This is a genomic window from Acinetobacter sp. LT1 (genome assembly GCF_059800965.1).
In genome coordinates this window covers 38,833-56,232 of record NZ_JBBAXE010000003.1, presented here as the reverse complement: position 1 = coordinate 56,232, position 17,400 = coordinate 38,833, and the positions used below count along the sequence as shown (strand labels likewise).

Sequence of the window (17,400 nt, the reverse complement as noted above, 5' to 3'; positions counted from 1 at the left end):
TGCTAAATTGGTGAAAAACCCGCATAGAAGGTTCACCATGGATCAGGATTATCACCGTATTTTAGAAGTCGTCACGCGTTTTCAATTGGTCTTTGACCAGAAAAATTGGGATGCTTTTGATGAGTTGTTGGCAGATCAACTTGAGGTGGACTATTTCCAATTTAGAGGAGAGCCTTTATGTGTCGTGTCTTGTCATGAATATAAAGGTTCTCGGCAACAAGCTTTATCCCATTTACGACTACAGCACAATTTGAGCAATCCTTTAATTCGGATTGAACAAGATCAAGCATGGCTAGAATGTAATTATCAAATTTATCGTTTTTCAGAAAATGATTATTTTCATTCTTTTGGTCGTTATTATTTTACTTTGGCAAAACAACAAGACCAATGGAAAATTACCCGAATTTGCCAACACTTAACTAAAAATATTGGCAACCCGCGCATTCATTTTTCTGAGGTTGGGCAGTATTAATCTTTAACTGCTGTTCCATAAGCAAAAACTTCGACCATTCCGCCTTGCATACCAAGTTCGGTTGTACTCAACCGAACTCCCATAATATGAGTAGCACCGACACTTTGAGCTTGTTGTTTTAAACGTACAATTGCCTCTCGGCGAGCACGCTCAACAATACTTTCATAACTGGTCAGTCTTCCGCCCAAAACATTTTTTATAGATGCCAATACATATTTAAAGTAATCATGAGAAATCACAACATTACTGCTAATAAAGTGGCCTAGCTGATCGCTTGTTGTAAAGCGATTGGTATCAATTCTGATATGGGCAAATTGTTGCTCTTTTTCTAGAAGTTCATTCAAATGTTTTCGTTCAATATGGCGGCCAAAAGCCCAACCAATGCTGAAAAGAATGAGAAAAATAACAAGCTGAAAAATAAGATTGTCCATTTTCTACCTATGCATTAAATGGATCAGGTAGATGAGGTGCTTGAGGCTGCACAACCACTGCTGTGCCATACACAAATAACTCAGAAGCACCTTGTGCAATATTGGAAGTTGAAAAGCGAATACCCACAATTGCATTCGCACCAAGTTGTTGGGCTTTTACAATCATACGCTGCATGGCTTCTTGGCGAGATTCTTCTAATAATTCGGTATAACCCGTCAGTTCGCCACCCACGATATTTTTTAAACTTGCCATCAAGTCACGGCCAACATGCTTACTACGAACGGTACTTCCGTAAACAACATCCAGCTGCTTTACAATCTGGTGGCCTGGAACACTTTCTAAATTACTTAATAACATTGTTTTTTATCAATCTAAATTCTTAAGGTTTCAAGATAAAAAATATTCAGATGAGTTGCAATAAAAAAGCCCACCGAAGTGAGCTTTTGTGAATAAGTTATTTAAAACTTATTGCTTTTTAAGTTCAGCACTAGATGGTTGATTAACCACTGTATCTGAGGTATTTGCTTTTAAACCACCACCTAGAGTTTTGTATAACTCGATTTGGTTGTTTAAGTTTGCTTGTTGAAGCAATAACAAACCTTGTTCTGCTGAATAAGATGAACGCTGTGCATCAAGAACTGTTAAGTAACTATCAATACCAGCACGGAAGCGGGCATTTGAAAGTGTGTAGTTACGGTTAGTTGCTTCTACTAGACGTTGTTGAGCTGTTAAACGCTCACCAATGTTGGCACGAGTTGCAAGCGCGTCATTAACTTCGCGGAACGCAGACTGAACTGATTTTTCATAATCAGACAATGCAATTTTCTGATCAGTTTCAGAAATTTTTACATTAGCACGACGAGTGCCCCAGTCAAAGATTGGTAAGTCTAAGCTTGGTCCAATTGACCATACAAAACCACCTGACTTAAATAGATCACTTAAGTCAGTTGATGCATAACCTGCAGAACCCGTTAAGCTAATGGTTGGGAATAAACGTGCTTTTGCAGCACCGATATTCGCACCGGCAGCGCTTAAGTTATATTCAGCAGCTTTTACATCTGGACGGTTGTTAAGCAAGTCGCTTGGTAAACCCGCTGTAAATACATTTTGTTGAGTAATGCGTTTTACAGGTTGGGTTGGTAACAAGTTTTGTGGAACTGATTGGCCAACTAACAAGTTCAACAAGTTTTGCGCTTGAGCGATTTGTGTTTTGTAGTTTGCTACATCATTACGCGCAGTTTCTACAGAAATCTGTGCCTGACGTAGTGGAACTTCACTGTCGATGCCCACATCAAAACGTTTTTTGTTGAGATTGTAAGAATCTTGCTGTGCTTTAAGTGTTTGCTCTGCAAGTCTTAAGTTGGCAGTTGCGAAAGAATAGTTCAACCATGCTTGAGCCACTTGACTGATTAGACTGATTTGAGTCGAATCACGTGCGCTTTGCGTTGAAAGATAACTATCTAACGCAGCATCTTTTAAGCTACGTACGCGGCCCCAAAAATCAAGCTCATAGGCAGTTACACCCAGACCTACTTGATAAGTAGAGTAGGGGTTATTCGGATCACGGCTTTGAGAAACCTGACGAATTGCACTACCACTTGCTCCGATTGTTGGAAGCTGATTGTTCTGTGTAATTCGATATTGCTGTTGAGCACGTTCGATATTGAGCGTTGCTGTACGTAAGTCGCGGTTGTTGGCAAGTGCCAAATCAATCACTCCGAGCAAACGAGGATCGCTAAAGAACTGTTTGTAACCCTGTTCAGCAATAGACGTACCAGAAGCGCTATATGCATAGCTTTGTGGAATATCGGTTTTCACGACTGGTTCTGGGCCGCGCATGCTTTGACAAGCTGCCAAAGCAAGCGCAAGTGCAGATACCGCAATGCTACGACCTGAAATAGACCATACGTTTTGCATCACGATTTATGCTCCTGAGTGTTTATGGTTTTTGGTTTGTACTTAAAGATACTACGAATCCACACATAGAATACAGGGATAAAGAAGATACCTAAGAACGTTGCACTGAGTACGCCACCGAGTACACCGTAACCAACAGAGTGCTGACTTCCTGCACCTGCACCTGTTGAAAGGGCAAGCGGAAGTACACCGAAACCGAAGGCAAGGGTAGTCATGATGATTGGACGTAAACGCATTTTTGCAGCATGTAAAGTTGCTTCAATCAGGTCTTCACCTTTTTCCTGCAGCTCTTTTGCGAACTCAACAATTAAGATCGCATTTTTTGCAGAAAGACCGATTACCGCGATCATCGCCACCTGGAAGTAAATGTTATTTGAGAGATTTGGATCTCCTTTAATAATCATACCCAAGTAAGTTAATACGATTGCACCAATAATACCGAGTGGTACCACAAGTAAAACCGAGAACGGAATAGACCAGCTTTCATACAATGCAGCCAAGCAAAGGAAAACGATTAACAATGAAAGCGCATATAAGAATGGAGCTTGAGCACCAGACTCACGTTCTTCAAGTGATAAACCTGTCCATTCATAGTCGAAACCTTGTAAGCCCATAGATGGTAACTTATCAATAATTTCTTCCATCGCTTTCATCGAGTCACCAGAGCTCACGCCAGGTGCAGGTGTACCTTGAATGTTAACCGATGATACGCCGTTATAACGTTCAAGACGTGGAGAACCATATGTCCATTCGCCAGTAGCAAATGCAGAGAACGGTACCATTTCGCCTTTGTTATTACGTACATACCACTTGTTTAAGTCTTCAGGCATCATACGGCTACCCGCATCACCTTGAACATAAACTTTTTTCACACGGCTACGGTCAACGAAGTCGTTAATGTATGAGCCACCCCATGCAATACGCATCGTATTGTTAATTTCGGCAATACTCACACCCATGGCACCAGCTTGAGCTTGGTCTACATTAATTTGATACTGAGGTGTATCTTCTTGACCATTAGGGCGAACACCCACAAGACGTTTATCTTGTGCAGCCAAACCTAAGATCGTATTACGTGCGGCAATAAGTTTCTCATGGCCTTGACCACTTGAATCTTTAAGTTGCAAGTTGAATCCGGCTGTTACACCGAGTTCAGGCATTGCTGGAAGCTGTAAAGGCATGATGTAAGATGCGTCTTTAACGATCATGTTCAATGCCATACCACGCTGAATCAATGCGCCAATTTGAGTTTCTGGTGAAGTACGTTCACTCCAGTCTTTCAATTTAACGAAGCCGATACCAGCATTTTGACCAACACCTGTGAATGAGAAGCCCGAAACGGTGAAAATCGATTCCACTGTATCTTTTTCATTCATAAAGAAGTTTGTCATGGTGTCAATCACTTTACCTGTACGGTCAAGCGTTGCATTTGGCGGTAATTGAACAAGTGTCATTACCACACCCTGATCTTCTTCCGGTAAGAATGAAGATGGGAGTTTTTGGAACAAGAACACTAATAAAGCAATAACTACAGCGTAAAGCACGCCAGAGAAGATTTTGCCCTTAAGCATGCGGTTAACACCATTTTGGTAGCTATGCGACATGCGGTCAAAACCATTGTTAAAGCCTCTAAAGAAACGAGCAAAAATATTATTACTTGGTGCTTTGTTTGGATCATGCTGTTTTAAAATGGTTGCACAAAGTGCCGGTGTAAATGTTAACGCTACAATTAACGATAGAACCATTGCTGTTACAAGGGTAATCGAGAACTGACGGTAAATTACACCAGTTGTACCACCAAAGAATGCCATTGGTACGAATACCGCTGTTAATACGCTTGTGATACCAATTAACGCACCAGAAATCTGTTGCATTGATCGTGACGTCGCCGTGACTGGATCGGTATGCTCTTCACTCATAACACGTTCGACGTTTTCGACGACAACGATGGCGTCATCGACCAGAAGACCAATTGCCAATACCATGGCGAACATGGTTAAGGTGTTAATTGAGAAGCCAAAGATATTAATAACAGCGAATGTACCTAACACAACAACAGGTACAGCAAGTGTTGGAATAATCGTTGCGCGCCAGTTCTGTAAGAACAAGAACATCACAATGAATACTAAAACTACCGCTTCAATTAATGTGTGTACAACACTTTCAATTGAAAGACGAATAAATGGAGTCGTGTCATAAGCTAGTTTATCTGCAAGACCTGTTGGATAGTTCTTACGTAATTCAGATAAACGATGTTCAACAGCTTCTGCGGTATCAAGTGCGTTGGCACCAGTTGCAATTTTAATTGCAAGACCACCAGCAGGTTTACCGTTAAACTTCGAGTCAAACTGATAGTTATCAGAACCTAACTCTACACGCGCAACATCTTTTAAACGAACCTCAGCACCAGATGCTGTGTTCTTTAAGAAGATATTTTTAAACTGTTCAGGTGTTTGCAGCAAACTTTGTGCATTCACTGTTGCATTAAGCACTTGACCTTGTACAGCTGGTGCACCACCTAATTGACCTACTGCTACTTGTGAGTTTTGCGCTTGTAAAGCTGTCGCAATATCACTAGGAGTTAGTTGATAACTGGTTAACTTAGCTGGATCAAGCCAAATGCGCATTGCGTATGAACCACCAAAGACCTGTACCTCACCCACACCAGCAACACGGCTAAGTGGTTCTTTAATTGATGAGTTTACGTAGTCTTTAATGTCCGAGTCAGAAAGGCTGTTATCTGGTGAGTAGAATGCAATAACTTGCAAGAAGCTTGCACCAGATTTAGTTACTGTTACACCTTGACGCTGTACATCTTCAGGTAAAAGCGCAGTTGCAGATTGCAATTTGTTTTGAACCTGAACCTGTGCAATATCTGGATCAATACCTTGTTCAAAGTTTAATTGAATAGAGGCCTGACCGTTACCAGCACTGTTAGATGAAATGTAGCGTAAACCATCTAGACCATTCATTTGTTGTTCAATGATCTGGGTTACAGTGTTTTCAACAGTCTCAGCAGATGCACCAGGATAAGTTGCAGCAATTGTAACTGTCGGTGGTGCAATCGTCGGATACTGTGCAATAGGCATTTTTGTTAGCGTGAGAATACCTGCCAACATAATGACTAATGCAATCACCCACGCAAAAATGGGGCGATGAATAAAAAATTGTGCCATTCAATCTACCCCTTATGCATTAGATGCTTTCTGTTCTGCTTGAGGTTTACCTGATTGAGCCGGTTTTGTCGCATTTGGAGCTGCACCTTGTGGATTCGCTGGTTGAGCTTGGTAAGGTTTTGCTGAAACTTCTTGCCCTTCTTTAACTTTGGCAACACCGTCAACAATCACTTTATCACCAGCTTTAAGACCGTTAGTCACAATCCAGTTTTGTCCTTGAACACCAGAGGTTTCAACAGGACGACTCTCAACAGCACCTTTGGCATTAACAAGCATTGCTACAGCTTGACCTGTAGGTAAACGTGTAATTGCAGCTTGAGGAATCAGGTAAGCATTAGGAACTACACCTTGAACAATCTGTGCAGTGGTATACATGCCTGGAAGTAACAGATGATTCGGGTTTGAGAATACGGCACGTAAAGTAATCGTTCCTGTATCCTGATTTACAGAGGCATCAGAGAAAGCAAGTTGTCCTTCGATTGGGTAAGTTGAACCATCTTCGAGCTTCAATTTCACTTTCGTGTTGTTACTATTGTTCAAACTGCCTTTGCTAAGTTGTTGACGTAAACGTAATAACTCGGCACTAGACTGGTTAATGTCAACATAGATCGGATCTAACTGTTGAATCGTCACTAAAGGGTCAGTTTGGTTAGCAGTGACTAAAGCACCTGCTGTTACAGAAGAACGTCCAGACTGACCAGAAATTGGTGAGCGAATTGTAGAGTAGCCAAGATCAACATTTGCATTCGTTACTTGAGCTTTTGCAGCAGAAACTTGTGCTTCGGCAACATTAACCTGACCAAGTAAGTCGTCATATTCTTGTTTAGATACAGCGTTACTTGAAACAAGTTGCTTATAACGGTTTAACTTAGTACGTAGTGAAGCTAGATTTGCCTGTTGTTGTAAAAGGGTAGCCTTTGCATTTTCAAGCGTTGCACGGTTAGTTCGAGAATCCAGTTCATATAGAGCCTGTCCTTCACGAACGTAACTTCCTTCAGCAAACAAGCGTTTTAAAATCACACCACTTGTTTGAGGGCGAACTTCAGAAATTTGATATGCTGAAGTACGGCCGGAGAGTTCAACGCTTTGTTCAACACTTTGTGGTTGAGCAACAATAACACCTACTTCTGCAGGCGGCATTTTCTGAGCAGCAGCAGCTTGCTGTTTCTCATCGGAGCCTTTGCTACAACCAACAAGTGCGATACTTGTTGCTAATGCGCAAGCAGTAAGGGCAGGAGCCCAAAGCTTAGCCGACATCATTGTTCCACCTCGTTTAGATAAAATCTAAAAATATATTTGTTTTCTACTTAACCTACTTTGTGTTTGTAATAACCAGAGCCAAAGCAGTGCAATCCAAATAAAACCTATGCCCCAACCGGCGAGTACATCTGTTGGAAAATGAACTCCAGCATATATTCTTGAAAGCCCCATGCAGATAAACCAAAGACAGGAAATCAAAATGATATAAGGAGAGTTAGTGTTGGGCTTATGGCATAACATTATCATTGCCATACAAGCCAGTGTTGATGCATAAACACTATGTGCACTTGGGAACGATGCACCATAACTTTCGACAATATGATATACCTGTGGAGGTCTTGGACGGTCAACACACCACTTGAGCAGCCAACCCGTGATGATACTGCCAAGAACACCCACGCTAATGAAAATAACAGTAATATATTTTTTATACCATGCTTGATATATACACACCAATAAGGATAAAAAACATACAAAAGGCATACCACCTACACGTGCTAGAAAGGTCGTAATAGAGTTAAGATAATCTGATCGATTTTCACTCAATATTTGAACGGTGAGAAGATCCAAAGATTGAAGTCTTGGTACAAAAAGACCAAGAACACCTAATCCTAAAAAAATACAACCAATAAAAAGCAATAAATAGGGCATGTATATACCTTTGCTTGTTCAAGCAGTGTCTACTACTGAAAGCCGTTAAAAGTGTACTTGCCAGTACACTTTTTTTCAAGCCTGATAGATCATCGTAAATTCATTTTGAAAATTTTTTAACATTTGGAAAAACAATCACAACAAAATTGACGAAAATCACATTTTGTGTACAAAGCAAAATTCTTAGTGGTCTGCTTTTTTCCCGTTATTTGTTGAGGTGTTTTCTTCAAGTTCTAATGGTTGTTTCGGTGGCCAGAAAAAATCACTTGGACGAGTTAAAAAATGAGTCATGACCAATTTGGCTAAAGGTTTCCATTGTTCAAAGCGGACTCGACGCGCTCGTAATGCCACAATAATTGTTAAGGTGAAACTCACAAATAAGTTGGTGAGACCAATACATAACACACCGAGAAAGGACACGATAATCAGTCCGATATCTGGGCTGCCGTTAATAGTCATTAAACCTTGAATAAAGTTAGCGGATGCAAAGGCAATATGGCGAATATCTAAAGGTAGACCTAGGATAAAGCCTATGGTTCCCATACTTCCTAACATAATACCGAATAAGAAGTTACCGGCTAACGCACCTAAATTACGTTCAATATATTCAGCAAAACGGTTAAGGCGATCTTGCCCAAACCAGCTAGCTAAACGGCGATGTGCTCTTAGACGCGGGCCGACTTTTCGGTAAACAGCCATGTTGTCAAAGTATCCTGCAATGAGACCTGACAAAAACAGACATACTCCAGCAATTGCTGCATGTGGAACTGCTAATGAAGTGAATGGATTTAGGCTGTGTAGAAGATAAGTGGCTTTAGTATGGGTTAATAACGGTTCATCAAGATAAAATTGCCATGCAAAAGTGATGAGTGCGGCAGTAGGAATTGCAATTGAAATATTGCCTAAAATAGCAATAAATTGCGTTCGGATAATATTAATAATAAGCGCCGCTAACTCTGCAATTTGAGCCGTTTTAGAGCCTTTACGTTGCTGTACTGTTGCAGCAAGAGCTGCCGCCGTCATAGCGGGTTGCTTGGTCGCAACTGTAAAATGCAGAACATGAATCAGAATGAAACCTAGGGAATAATTCATACTGAAAGTAAAGGCTTGCATGAGCGGGGCCATTGTCATTCTTGCAGCAAGAATTTTTAAAGATGCCATAAAGGCAATAATGACACCTGCACCAGCGGCAGCTTTATACATTCCCCAGAAGCCTTTGGTATCTGTACTTACGTAATGTTCACCTGTTCGGCTAGCATTTTCTGTTACCTGAAAAGCAATGAGTTCACTGGTCGTACTGAGTAATGAGCGAACACTTTTTTCGCTGTAATGTGCCTTGGTTAAATCGGAAATCAGATGTCCTAAAGAAACATATTTTCCTTTAGTGTTATCTACGACCAGATAAAGTAATAACTCAATTCGATCAAGACATTGCTCAAGTAATGACAGTAAGTAAGTCAAACTTAAGCTGACACCAATTCTTTTGGTCGCACGGCGAATCTTTAAAACCACATCTCGGCACTGTTCCAACATAACAAATGCTTGTGATGCATCGGGCGGGGAAATAACTGCAATTTCATGTTCAGAAATTTCTTGTTTTTTATACTTTTCAATAAACTCAATAATTTCACGGTTCTGAACTAAAAATGGCGACTCATATTCTGTTAATTCTGGCTGAGCGTTAATAAATTCGGGATAAAGACCAATTCCACTAATTCGATAAGATAGGACTGTAATGGCTTTAATCATTTCACTTTGAATGACTAACTTCTCATCGACATTACTTTGGCTTTGTCCAATAAGGCTAAATAAATTTGCCCAATCTTCATCATCAATATTATTGAGCCAAATTTTGTCACTTTCTAAATAGAAAATTTTACCAATTAATATTTTGAGTTGGCTTGAGTCTTCAATTAGCGGTAAAAAATGTGCTCCGAGTCTTTGCCCAAGCTGGTTCCAGAAACCATCTAAAGACAAAATTCCACTATCAGCATATAAACTAACTTGCTTATAGCGATTAATTAAACGTAATAAAAAAGTTTGTAGTAAGAAGGGCGCTGTAGGTGTGCGCAAAAGACTTTCAATAAAAGCCTGTATTTTTTTCTTAATTTCATCCGTATCTTGTGGGTTGGATGGTCGGATGACATTGACGAGTTCAATCAGTAGATTTTCATCAATGACAGCTTGAGGATCCTCAAGCTGCTTCTCTATTTTTAAAAAAAGATCTGAAAAATTTATATGCATAGGCAAAATAATATCTATTGTATTCGATGTAACGCAAGCTGAGTTAAGTTAATCAAAGCCTGACGATACGGTGTATCGGGTAGGTTTGATAAAGCTTGCAGTGCTGCTTCTGTTTCTTCTTGGGCACGTTGGTTGCAATAATCTAAAGCACCAGACTTCTGTACAATTTCGATGACCTGAGATAGTTGGTCTACTCCACCGGTTGCGATACTGCGACGAATAATCGCATGCTCTTCACCTGTTGAGCGTGCTAATGCAGAAATTAACGGTAAAGTTGGCTTACCTTCCATTAAATCATCACCAATATTTTTACCTAATGTTTCAGCATCAGAGGTGTAGTCTAAAATATCATCAATAATTTGGAATGCATTACCAAAATGACCGGCAAACAATCTTAATGGCTCACGATACGCTTCTTGCCCCGCCAAAATAGCAGCACCTTCTGTAGCCAGCTCAAACAGGCGAGACGTTTTACCATGAATAATTTTTAAATAAGTTTCTTCAGTTGTATCTGGTTGATGCTGTGATTGAAGTTGTAATACTTCACCTTCAGCAATTTCACATGTACCTGTTGAAAAGTCTTTCAATAAAGTCATGTTGTTTAAATCGACCAGTAAATCGAAAGCACGGGCGATCAGGAAGTCACCGACTAAAACAGCTGTCTGATTGTTCCATGTAGCATTTGCTGTAGGGCGACCACGACGAAGGCCAGATTCATCTACCACATCATCATGGACCAGTGTCGCGGTATGTAACATTTCAATGATTGCAGCTAAACGCTGTGCATTTGCCATGTTATCTAAACCACAAGCACGTGCTGCAAGCAAACACATGATTGGACGCATACGCTTTCCGCCAGCTTCAACGACGTGTTTGCTGACAGACATGACTAAACCGACTTTTGAGCTAATTCCTTCATTAATCAAGTGATCCATCGCAGCGAAGTCTGAAGCAACAGGCGCAAGAATGTCTTGCTTGAAATCGATGACCATATGAAGAAAAACCCCGTATTGGTAGATAAGTGGCGTTAGTGTATCAATTAAAGATGTGTTGCACAGGTTAACAAGTGGCTGATATTAATCATTTCTATTGTTTTTAAGCGTTTTTTGTTCTTTATTTAAGCAAAATACGATGTTTTCGGCAAAACAATAAATTTAATGACATCAGCATTAATACAACTTGTTCTTGACGCAATTTGTGTTTGGAACTGTATTTTAATTTTCATTCAGAATCAATGAAAACTGCTAAATTCCAGTCCAAGCTGTTTGATTTTGTAAGAATAGGGGATCATGCTTTACTGATAGATAGAAAATACTTGTCGTTTGATCAAATTTCACTTAAAATCTGTCGCCTTGTATAACCCCAGTGGCGATCGTTTTAAGATCGATATATCCCTTTATCGACACGACGACACGGGCTGATTGGAGTACATTATGTACGCAGTAATCCAAAGCGGTGGTAAACAGCACCGTGTAGTTGAGGGCGAAACCCTTAAAGTTGAATTATTGAAAGCTGAATCTGGTGCGACTATTACATTTGATGATGTATTAATGGTTGTAAACGGTGACAACATTCAAATCGGTGCTCCAGTTGTAGCTGGCGCTAAAGTAACTGCAGAAGTGATTGGTCATGGTCGTCACGACAAAATCCGCATCATCAAAATGCGTCGTCGTAAACACTACCGTAAACAACAAGGTCACCGTCAATGGTTCACTGAGTTGAAAATTACTGGTATTTCAGGCTAATCACGAGGAGTAAGAGACATGGCAACTAAAAAAGCCGGTGGATCGACGAAGAACGGTCGTGATTCAAACCCAAAAATGTTAGGTGTTAAAGTTTACGGCGGTCAAGCTGTAACTGCTGGTAACATCATCGTTCGTCAACGTGGTACAGAGTTCCATGCTGGTGCAAATGTTGGTATGGGCCGTGACCATACTTTATTTGCTACTGCTGACGGCGTAGTAAAATTCGAAGTGAAAGGTCAATTTGGCCGTCGCTACGTAAAAGTTGAAACTGTATAAGTTTTAGCTCGAAAAAAGCCCACATTTTGTGGGCTTTTTTTATGGCATTTATTTTTATTCATCTTCATCATGATGAATGAAATTCTACAAACAACATGAATAACATAACAAAATATCTTATTTTCTCAATGATTAGCACAGAGTTTGTCGGTTAATATGAGTCTTGAATTAAGAGCTTACTCAGTTTCATAACTATGAAAGAGAGTAAGTTGTCTTACAGCAACTAAAAAGGTGATGACATGAATATGCTTCGTAAAACTATGTGTGCTATTACACTTAGCGCGTCAGTGCTTGCTCCTGTAATGAGTACTACAGTGTTTGCTGCGCCTGTAGCAGCACCGGAGCAACAGGCAATTGGGAACCTGGTTAATCAGTTATCAGGTTTACAGCGTTTAACTGCCGACTTTGAACAAACAACTAAAGCCAATACAAAAACTGTGGCACAGAAAAAGAGTTTAAGTGCACAGCATATGAACCAGACATTTAAAGGCTCAATGAAAGTTGAGCGTCCGGGGAAATTTTATTGGGAAACAGTAAGTCCTGCTAAACAAACTATTGTAACGAGCGGAAAAACAGTTTGGATCTATGATCCAGATTTACAACAAGCGGTCCGCCAAAGCTTAGATGATCAGGTTGCAGATACACCAGCATTATTACTCTCTGGTAATACCAACCAAATCATGAAGTCTTATCGTGTAACACAACCTGATAAATCTAAACTTTATTTCACATTATTCCCTAAGAAAGAAGATGGGGCATTCCAAAGCTTAACGATTAGCTTTGGAGCAAATAAAGCGCCTACACTTATGGTATTACAAGACTCATTAGGTCAAACCACCTATGTACGCTTTAAGAACGTTAAAGTAAATGCTTCAATTCCGGCATCAGTCTTTAACTTTACACCGCCAAAGGGTACGGATGTTATTGACCAATAATTAAAGCCTCTTCAAAAAAGCTACCGTAAAAGGTAGCTTTTTTTATATAAGAGAAACAGATACATTTTTTAACCCCGTCTTATTCTTACGCTTTGTATAGTGTTAGAAGTAAATTCATGGGGATTATTATGCGACTTTACGATAAGAAAATTATTTGTATTCTTCCATTAATGGCTGCAATGGCAATGGTGACTGGTTGCCAACCAAAGTCGGCAGCCAAAGAAGAGCAGGCTGCTTCGACTGCAAAAGTTAAAGAAACGAAAGAGGCTGGTGTTCCTGTAATTCAAGCAAAAGTAATCCCAGTAAAATTGCCAAAATCAAAAGTTTGCTTAGAAGATGGTTGTACTGAGTATGATTTTCAAACAGTACAGACCAATCAAAAATGGATTAATGATTACTTCACCAATCGTATAAAGAAAGCAGATCCGAATGCTTTTGCAAATTTAGCCGATCAACCAGTTGAAGTACCTGAAGGTGAACCAAGTTCAAGTCAAAGTGCAATTTATGTTCGCTATTTAGGGCAAAACTATAATCTTGCTACCTTTGCATTACAGACTTATTCATACTCAGCTGGTGCTGCACATGGCATGTCTCATCAAGAATTTGTAAATTTTGATTTATTAAATAAAAAGCACATTACTGTTGCTGAACTTATTCAGCCAGATGTTGAAAAACAGTTGGTTGATGCTCTTTTTGAAGCAAATACAAATTGGCTTCAAGCACATAATATTAGCCGTGAAAAACTTCAGCTAAGCGATAATTTTTACTATGGCGCTAATGGCATTGTATTTGTCTATCCAATTTATGAGCTAGCTTCATATGCAGAGGGAATGTCTGAATTAACGCTGCCATATTTTGAAGCGGGTAAGTTCATTAAACCTGAGTATTTGCCAAGTGTGCCAAACTATAACTTTTAAAATAAGTGATCTATTCTAAGAATTGTGTGAAAGCTATTCGTTATGAAGATGATCACTATATTTTTTAGTGTTAAGGCCTTACACTATAGCCAGTTTTTTACCCATATTATGATTGATTATGATCGACCCTAAGTTACTCAGAAATAATATTGAAGCCGTTAATGCGGCTTTGGCAAAACGCGGTGTTCAATTAGATGTTCAAGAATGGGCTTCTTTAGAAACTCGCCGTAAAGATTTGCAATCAAAAACTGAAAAATTGCAGGCAGAACGTAATGCCGGTGCAAAACAAGTGGGTCAGATTAAAAAATCCGGTGGTGATGCTTCTGAAATCATGGCGCGTATGCAAGCCATTGGCGACGAAATCAAAGCTGCTGAAGTTGCTTTGTCAGAGTTACAAAACGAGATTGAACAAAAAGCGTTGAGTATTCCTAACTTACCAGATGAGTCTGTTCCTGCTGGTAAAGATGAAGATGATAACGTTGAAATCTCAAAATGGGGTACGCCTCGTCAGTTTGATTTTGAAATCAAAGATCATACTGATTTAGGTGAGTGGATGGGTGGTTTAGAGTTTGAAACCGCTACTAAATTGACTGGTTCACGTTTTAGCGTATTGAAAGGTTCTTTAGCACGCCTACAACGTGCATTAACACAGTTCATGCTTGATACCCATACTTTAAAGAATGGCTACACAGAAGCTTACGTGCCTTATTTGGTCAATGCTGATTCACTTCGTGGTACTGGTCAGTTGCCAAAATTTGAAGAAGATTTATTCAAACTTCAAGGTGAAAAAGAATATTACCTCATCCCTACAGCAGAAGTTCCAGTTACTAACTTCGTTCGCGATGAGATTATTGATACCGAACGTTTGCCTTTAAAATATGCAGCGCATACGCCATGTTTCCGTAGTGAAGCTGGTTCTTATGGTCGTGATACCCGTGGTTTAATTCGTCAGCATCAATTTGATAAAGTTGAGATGGTGCAAATCGTTAAACCTGAAACATCTATGCAAGCACTTGAAGAGCTTACTGCACATGCTGAGGGCATTTTGCAGGCACTAGGTTTGCCATACCGCAAGATTTTGCTTTGTGGTGGTGACATGGGCTTTGGTGCAACTAAGACTTACGACTTAGAAGTTTGGGTTCCAAGCCAAAATACTTATCGTGAAATCTCTAGCTGCTCTAATATGGGTGATTTTCAGGCACGCCGCATGAAAGCACGCTACAGAATGGATCAAAAGAAGACCGAATTGGTGCACACACTAAATGGTTCAGGTCTGGCAGTTGGACGTACTTTGCTTGCTGTAATGGAAAATTACCAACGTGAAGACGGTTCTATCGAGATTCCAGAAGTATTACGCCCATATATGGGTGGTGCAACGTTTATTGACTAAGCTTTGCATCTAAATTGTGCACGATTTTTGCTTAACCCAAATCAGATGATTAATGTAGAGGTTTAAGGTGGATATTTTTCCAATCTCTTTAAAGTTGCAACAGCAACATTGTCTGATTGTGGGTGGTGGGCATATTGCATTGCGCAAAGCAAACCTTTTAGCCAAAGCGGGAGCAGTAATCGATATTATTGCTCCTGCAATTGAAGAGCAGCTTTTACAGTTAGTCAAAACGACAGGCGGAGAGTATTTTGCCGAGTCCTTTGCTGAAAAAATATTAAATACACCATATCGATTGGTGATTGCTGCAACTAATGATGCGCAAGTGAATAAAGCTGTTTTTGAACAATGCGAAGCGCGTAATTTATTGGTCAATAGTGTTGATGATATTCCACATTGTCGCTTTATGGTTCCAGCTATTATTGATCGTTCTCCGTTAATTATTTCTGTCGCTTCAAATGGTGCATCACCAGTTTTATCGAGACAACTTCGTACTCAAATAGAAACAATAGTTCCGCATGGCATGGGTAAGTTGGCTGAGTTTTCTGGTCAGTGGCGTAAGCAGGTAAAAGAAAAAATTCCCAATCCAGATGAGCGTCGGATTTTTTGGGAAAATCTCTATGCTAGCCCATTAAAAGAACAAGTTTTCAATGACAATTTAGAAGTTGCAAATGGTTTGATTCAGCAAGCCTTAACAGAATGGACTGCTCCTAAAGGTGAAGTTTATTTGGTAGGTGCTGGACCAGGTGATCCTGAGCTACTGACATTAAAAGCATTGCGTCTTATGCAGCAAGCAGATGTCGTGATTTATGATCGTTTGGTGTCTGCACCGATCTTAGAGCTTTGCCGTCGCGATGCGACCAAAATTTATGTAGGTAAAGCCCGTTCAAATCACTCTGTTCCTCAAGATGGTATCAATGCTTTACTGGTTGAATATGCTCAAAAAGGAAAGCGTGTTTGTCGTTTAAAAGGTGGTGATCCATTTATCTTTGGGCGTGGTGGTGAAGAGATTCAAGAGCTAGTTGAGGCGAATGTCACTTTTCAAGTTGTGCCGGGGATAACTGCAGCATCAGGCTGTTCAGCTTATGCAGGGATCCCATTAACTCATCGTGACTATGCACAAAGTGTACGTTTCTTGACTGGGCATTTAAAGGAAGGTTCCCCTGAACTCCCTTGGAATGAACTAGTTTATGAAAATCAAACTCTAGTCCTCTATATGGGGTTAGTTGGTTTAGAACGCATTTGTGAGCAACTTATTGCTCATGGTCAACGTGCTGATATGCCGGTAGCTTTAATCTCTAAAGGAACCACACCAGACCAGAAAGTTGTAGTTGGAACATTAGCTGATATCGCAACAAAAGTGTCTGAACATCATATCGTAGCACCGACTTTAACCATTATTGGTGAAGTGGTGAATTTACGTGAACAGTTAAAATGGCAATAAGTTCATTTGAGTTTATTGTTGGTCATTAAAGTCGAGAAAATTTGTGATTCATGTTGTCCTATACGAGCCTGAAATTCCTGCCAATACAGGCAATATCATTCGTTTATGTGCTAATACTGGTGCACAGTTACATTTGGTCAAGCCTTTAGGTTTTGAATTAGATGATAAAAAGCTCAAACGAGCAGGCCTTGATTATCATGAATGGGCACGTATGCAAATTTGGGACAACATAGAACTTTGCCTTGCTGACCTGAAAGCTAAAGGGGTTGAGCATGTTTTTCCACTCACTACTAAAGGTTCTGCAACTCCGCATACAGTTGATTTGAATCGACCTGTGGCTTTACTGATGGGACCAGAAACACGCGGTTTGCCTGAGCATGTTCGCTTGATGTTTCCACAAGAACAGTGGATTCGTTTGCCAATGGCTGAAAACTCAAGAAGTTTAAATTTATCTAATGCAACGGCTGTGATTGTTTATGAAGCATGGCGTCAGCAGGGTTTTAAAGACTTAGGATAAGTTAATAGTTTTTAAATAAAAATAAGG

At 40.0% G+C, this 17,400-nt stretch carries 16 protein-coding genes; 8 read left to right on the top strand and 8 right to left on the bottom strand.

Features of this window, described 5'->3' with window-relative positions; all coding sequences use genetic code 11:
* Nucleotides 1–37 precede the first annotated feature (37 nt).
* On the top strand, nucleotides 38–472 hold the full coding sequence (locus tag WBW42_RS03475; RefSeq protein WP_002116099.1) for a nuclear transport factor 2 family protein: 435 nt from the start codon (nucleotides 38–40) through the stop codon (nucleotides 470–472).
* Here WBW42_RS03475 and WBW42_RS03470 read toward each other — a convergent pair.
* The 8 genes from WBW42_RS03470 to sdsA form a co-directional block, all read right to left on the bottom strand.
* A complete protein-coding gene (locus WBW42_RS03470; RefSeq protein WP_032056636.1) occupies nucleotides 469–903 on the bottom strand; it encodes a YbjQ family protein in 435 nt (144 codons plus the stop codon). The two genes, WBW42_RS03475 and WBW42_RS03470, sit on opposite strands and share 4 nt — an antisense overlap.
* 7 nt (nucleotides 904–910) lie before the next feature.
* Nucleotides 911–1,261 (bottom strand): YbjQ family protein, encoded by a 351-nt coding sequence (locus WBW42_RS03465; protein ID WP_002116377.1) that lies wholly within the window; start codon nucleotides 1,259–1,261, stop codon nucleotides 911–913.
* A gap of 108 nt (nucleotides 1,262–1,369) precedes the next feature.
* A complete protein-coding gene (adeK, locus tag WBW42_RS03460) occupies nucleotides 1,370–2,821 on the bottom strand; it encodes a multidrug efflux RND transporter outer membrane channel subunit AdeK (RefSeq protein ID WP_032056635.1) in 1,452 nt (483 codons plus the stop codon).
* A complete protein-coding gene (adeJ, locus tag WBW42_RS03455; RefSeq protein ID WP_284105282.1) occupies nucleotides 2,821–5,997 on the bottom strand; it encodes a multidrug efflux RND transporter permease subunit AdeJ in 3,177 nt (1,058 codons plus the stop codon). The genes adeK and adeJ overlap by 1 nt, the downstream gene beginning before the upstream one ends.
* 12 nt (nucleotides 5,998–6,009) lie before the next feature.
* The gene (gene adeI, locus WBW42_RS03450; RefSeq protein ID WP_002116482.1) at nucleotides 6,010–7,257 is read right to left on the bottom strand and encodes a multidrug efflux RND transporter periplasmic adaptor subunit AdeI; all 1,248 of its coding nucleotides are present in this window, start codon (nucleotides 7,255–7,257) and stop codon (nucleotides 6,010–6,012) included.
* Between the two features lie 24 nt (nucleotides 7,258–7,281).
* Nucleotides 7,282–7,908: a phosphatase PAP2 family protein gene (locus WBW42_RS03445; protein WP_005064516.1), complete on the bottom strand. Its 627-nt coding sequence runs from the start codon at nucleotides 7,906–7,908 to the stop codon at nucleotides 7,282–7,284.
* 183 nt (nucleotides 7,909–8,091) lie between these two features.
* Nucleotides 8,092–10,152: a site-specific recombinase gene (locus tag WBW42_RS03440; RefSeq protein ID WP_017386318.1), complete on the bottom strand. Its 2,061-nt coding sequence runs from the start codon at nucleotides 10,150–10,152 to the stop codon at nucleotides 8,092–8,094.
* Nucleotides 10,153–10,166: 14 nt separating this feature from the next.
* Nucleotides 10,167–11,144, bottom strand: coding sequence for an All-trans-nonaprenyl-diphosphate synthase (gene sdsA, locus WBW42_RS03435; protein ID WP_002116233.1), 978 nt, complete (start codon nucleotides 11,142–11,144; stop codon nucleotides 10,167–10,169).
* Between the two features lie 441 nt (nucleotides 11,145–11,585).
* Between sdsA and rplU the strand changes: the two genes are divergently transcribed.
* The 7 genes from rplU to WBW42_RS03400 all read left to right on the top strand — a co-directional run bounded on the left by rplU (nucleotide 11,586) and on the right by WBW42_RS03400 (nucleotide 17,373).
* Nucleotides 11,586–11,897, top strand: a complete 312-nt coding sequence (gene rplU, locus WBW42_RS03430; RefSeq protein WP_000271409.1) for a 50S ribosomal protein L21 — start codon at nucleotides 11,586–11,588, stop codon at nucleotides 11,895–11,897.
* An 18-nt stretch (nucleotides 11,898–11,915) separates the two neighbouring features.
* Nucleotides 11,916–12,173 (top strand): 50S ribosomal protein L27, encoded by a 258-nt coding sequence (gene rpmA, locus WBW42_RS03425; RefSeq protein WP_002116037.1) that lies wholly within the window; start codon nucleotides 11,916–11,918, stop codon nucleotides 12,171–12,173.
* Nucleotides 12,174–12,412: 239 nt separating this feature from the next.
* Nucleotides 12,413–13,108 carry an outer membrane lipoprotein periplasmic chaperone LolA gene (lolA, locus tag WBW42_RS03420; protein ID WP_004789378.1) on the top strand — a complete coding sequence of 232 codons (696 nt, stop codon included), beginning with the start codon at nucleotides 12,413–12,415 and terminating at the stop codon, nucleotides 13,106–13,108.
* Between the two features lie 116 nt (nucleotides 13,109–13,224).
* A complete protein-coding gene (locus WBW42_RS03415) occupies nucleotides 13,225–14,025 on the top strand; it encodes an RsiV family protein (RefSeq protein ID WP_032056634.1) in 801 nt (266 codons plus the stop codon).
* Between the two features lie 118 nt (nucleotides 14,026–14,143).
* On the top strand, nucleotides 14,144–15,415 hold the full coding sequence (serS, locus tag WBW42_RS03410; RefSeq protein WP_005072887.1) for a serine--tRNA ligase: 1,272 nt from the start codon (nucleotides 14,144–14,146) through the stop codon (nucleotides 15,413–15,415).
* 67 nt (nucleotides 15,416–15,482) lie between these two features.
* Nucleotides 15,483–16,856 carry a siroheme synthase CysG gene (gene cysG / locus WBW42_RS03405; protein ID WP_005072889.1) on the top strand — a complete coding sequence of 458 codons (1,374 nt, stop codon included), beginning with the start codon at nucleotides 15,483–15,485 and terminating at the stop codon, nucleotides 16,854–16,856.
* 43 nt (nucleotides 16,857–16,899) lie between these two features.
* Complete coding sequence (locus WBW42_RS03400; RefSeq protein ID WP_005072891.1) at nucleotides 16,900–17,373, top strand: tRNA (cytidine(34)-2'-O)-methyltransferase; 474 nt, start codon at nucleotides 16,900–16,902, stop codon at nucleotides 17,371–17,373.
* Nucleotides 17,374–17,400: the final 27 nt, after the last annotated feature.

Bases quoted from the DNA above. Each gene is read 5' to 3' on its own strand.
- sdsA (WP_002116233.1), bottom strand. From the start codon at position 11,144: ATGGTCATCGATTTCAAGCAAGACATTCTTGCGCCTGTTGCTTCAGAC.
- serS (WP_005072887.1), top strand. From the start codon at position 14,144: ATGATCGACCCTAAGTTACTCAGAAATAATATTGAAGCCGTTAATGCG.
- WBW42_RS03440 (WP_017386318.1), bottom strand. From the start codon at position 10,152: ATGCATATAAATTTTTCAGATCTTTTTTTAAAAATAGAGAAGCAGCTT.
- WBW42_RS03415 (WP_032056634.1), top strand. From the start codon at position 13,225: ATGGGGATTATTATGCGACTTTACGATAAGAAAATTATTTGTATTCTT.
- rpmA (WP_002116037.1), top strand. From the start codon at position 11,916: ATGGCAACTAAAAAAGCCGGTGGATCGACGAAGAACGGTCGTGATTCA.
- rplU (WP_000271409.1), top strand. From the start codon at position 11,586: ATGTACGCAGTAATCCAAAGCGGTGGTAAACAGCACCGTGTAGTTGAG.
- adeI (WP_002116482.1), bottom strand. From the start codon at position 7,257: ATGATGTCGGCTAAGCTTTGGGCTCCTGCCCTTACTGCTTGCGCATTA.
- lolA (WP_004789378.1), top strand. From the start codon at position 12,413: ATGAATATGCTTCGTAAAACTATGTGTGCTATTACACTTAGCGCGTCA.
- WBW42_RS03445 (WP_005064516.1), bottom strand. From the start codon at position 7,908: ATGCCCTATTTATTGCTTTTTATTGGTTGTATTTTTTTAGGATTAGGT.
- WBW42_RS03470 (WP_032056636.1), bottom strand. From the start codon at position 903: ATGGACAATCTTATTTTTCAGCTTGTTATTTTTCTCATTCTTTTCAGC.
- adeK (WP_032056635.1), bottom strand. From the start codon at position 2,821: ATGCAAAACGTATGGTCTATTTCAGGTCGTAGCATTGCGGTATCTGCA.
- WBW42_RS03465 (WP_002116377.1), bottom strand. From the start codon at position 1,261: ATGTTATTAAGTAATTTAGAAAGTGTTCCAGGCCACCAGATTGTAAAG.
- WBW42_RS03475 (WP_002116099.1), top strand. From the start codon at position 38: ATGGATCAGGATTATCACCGTATTTTAGAAGTCGTCACGCGTTTTCAA.
- adeJ (WP_284105282.1), bottom strand. From the start codon at position 5,997: ATGGCACAATTTTTTATTCATCGCCCCATTTTTGCGTGGGTGATTGCA.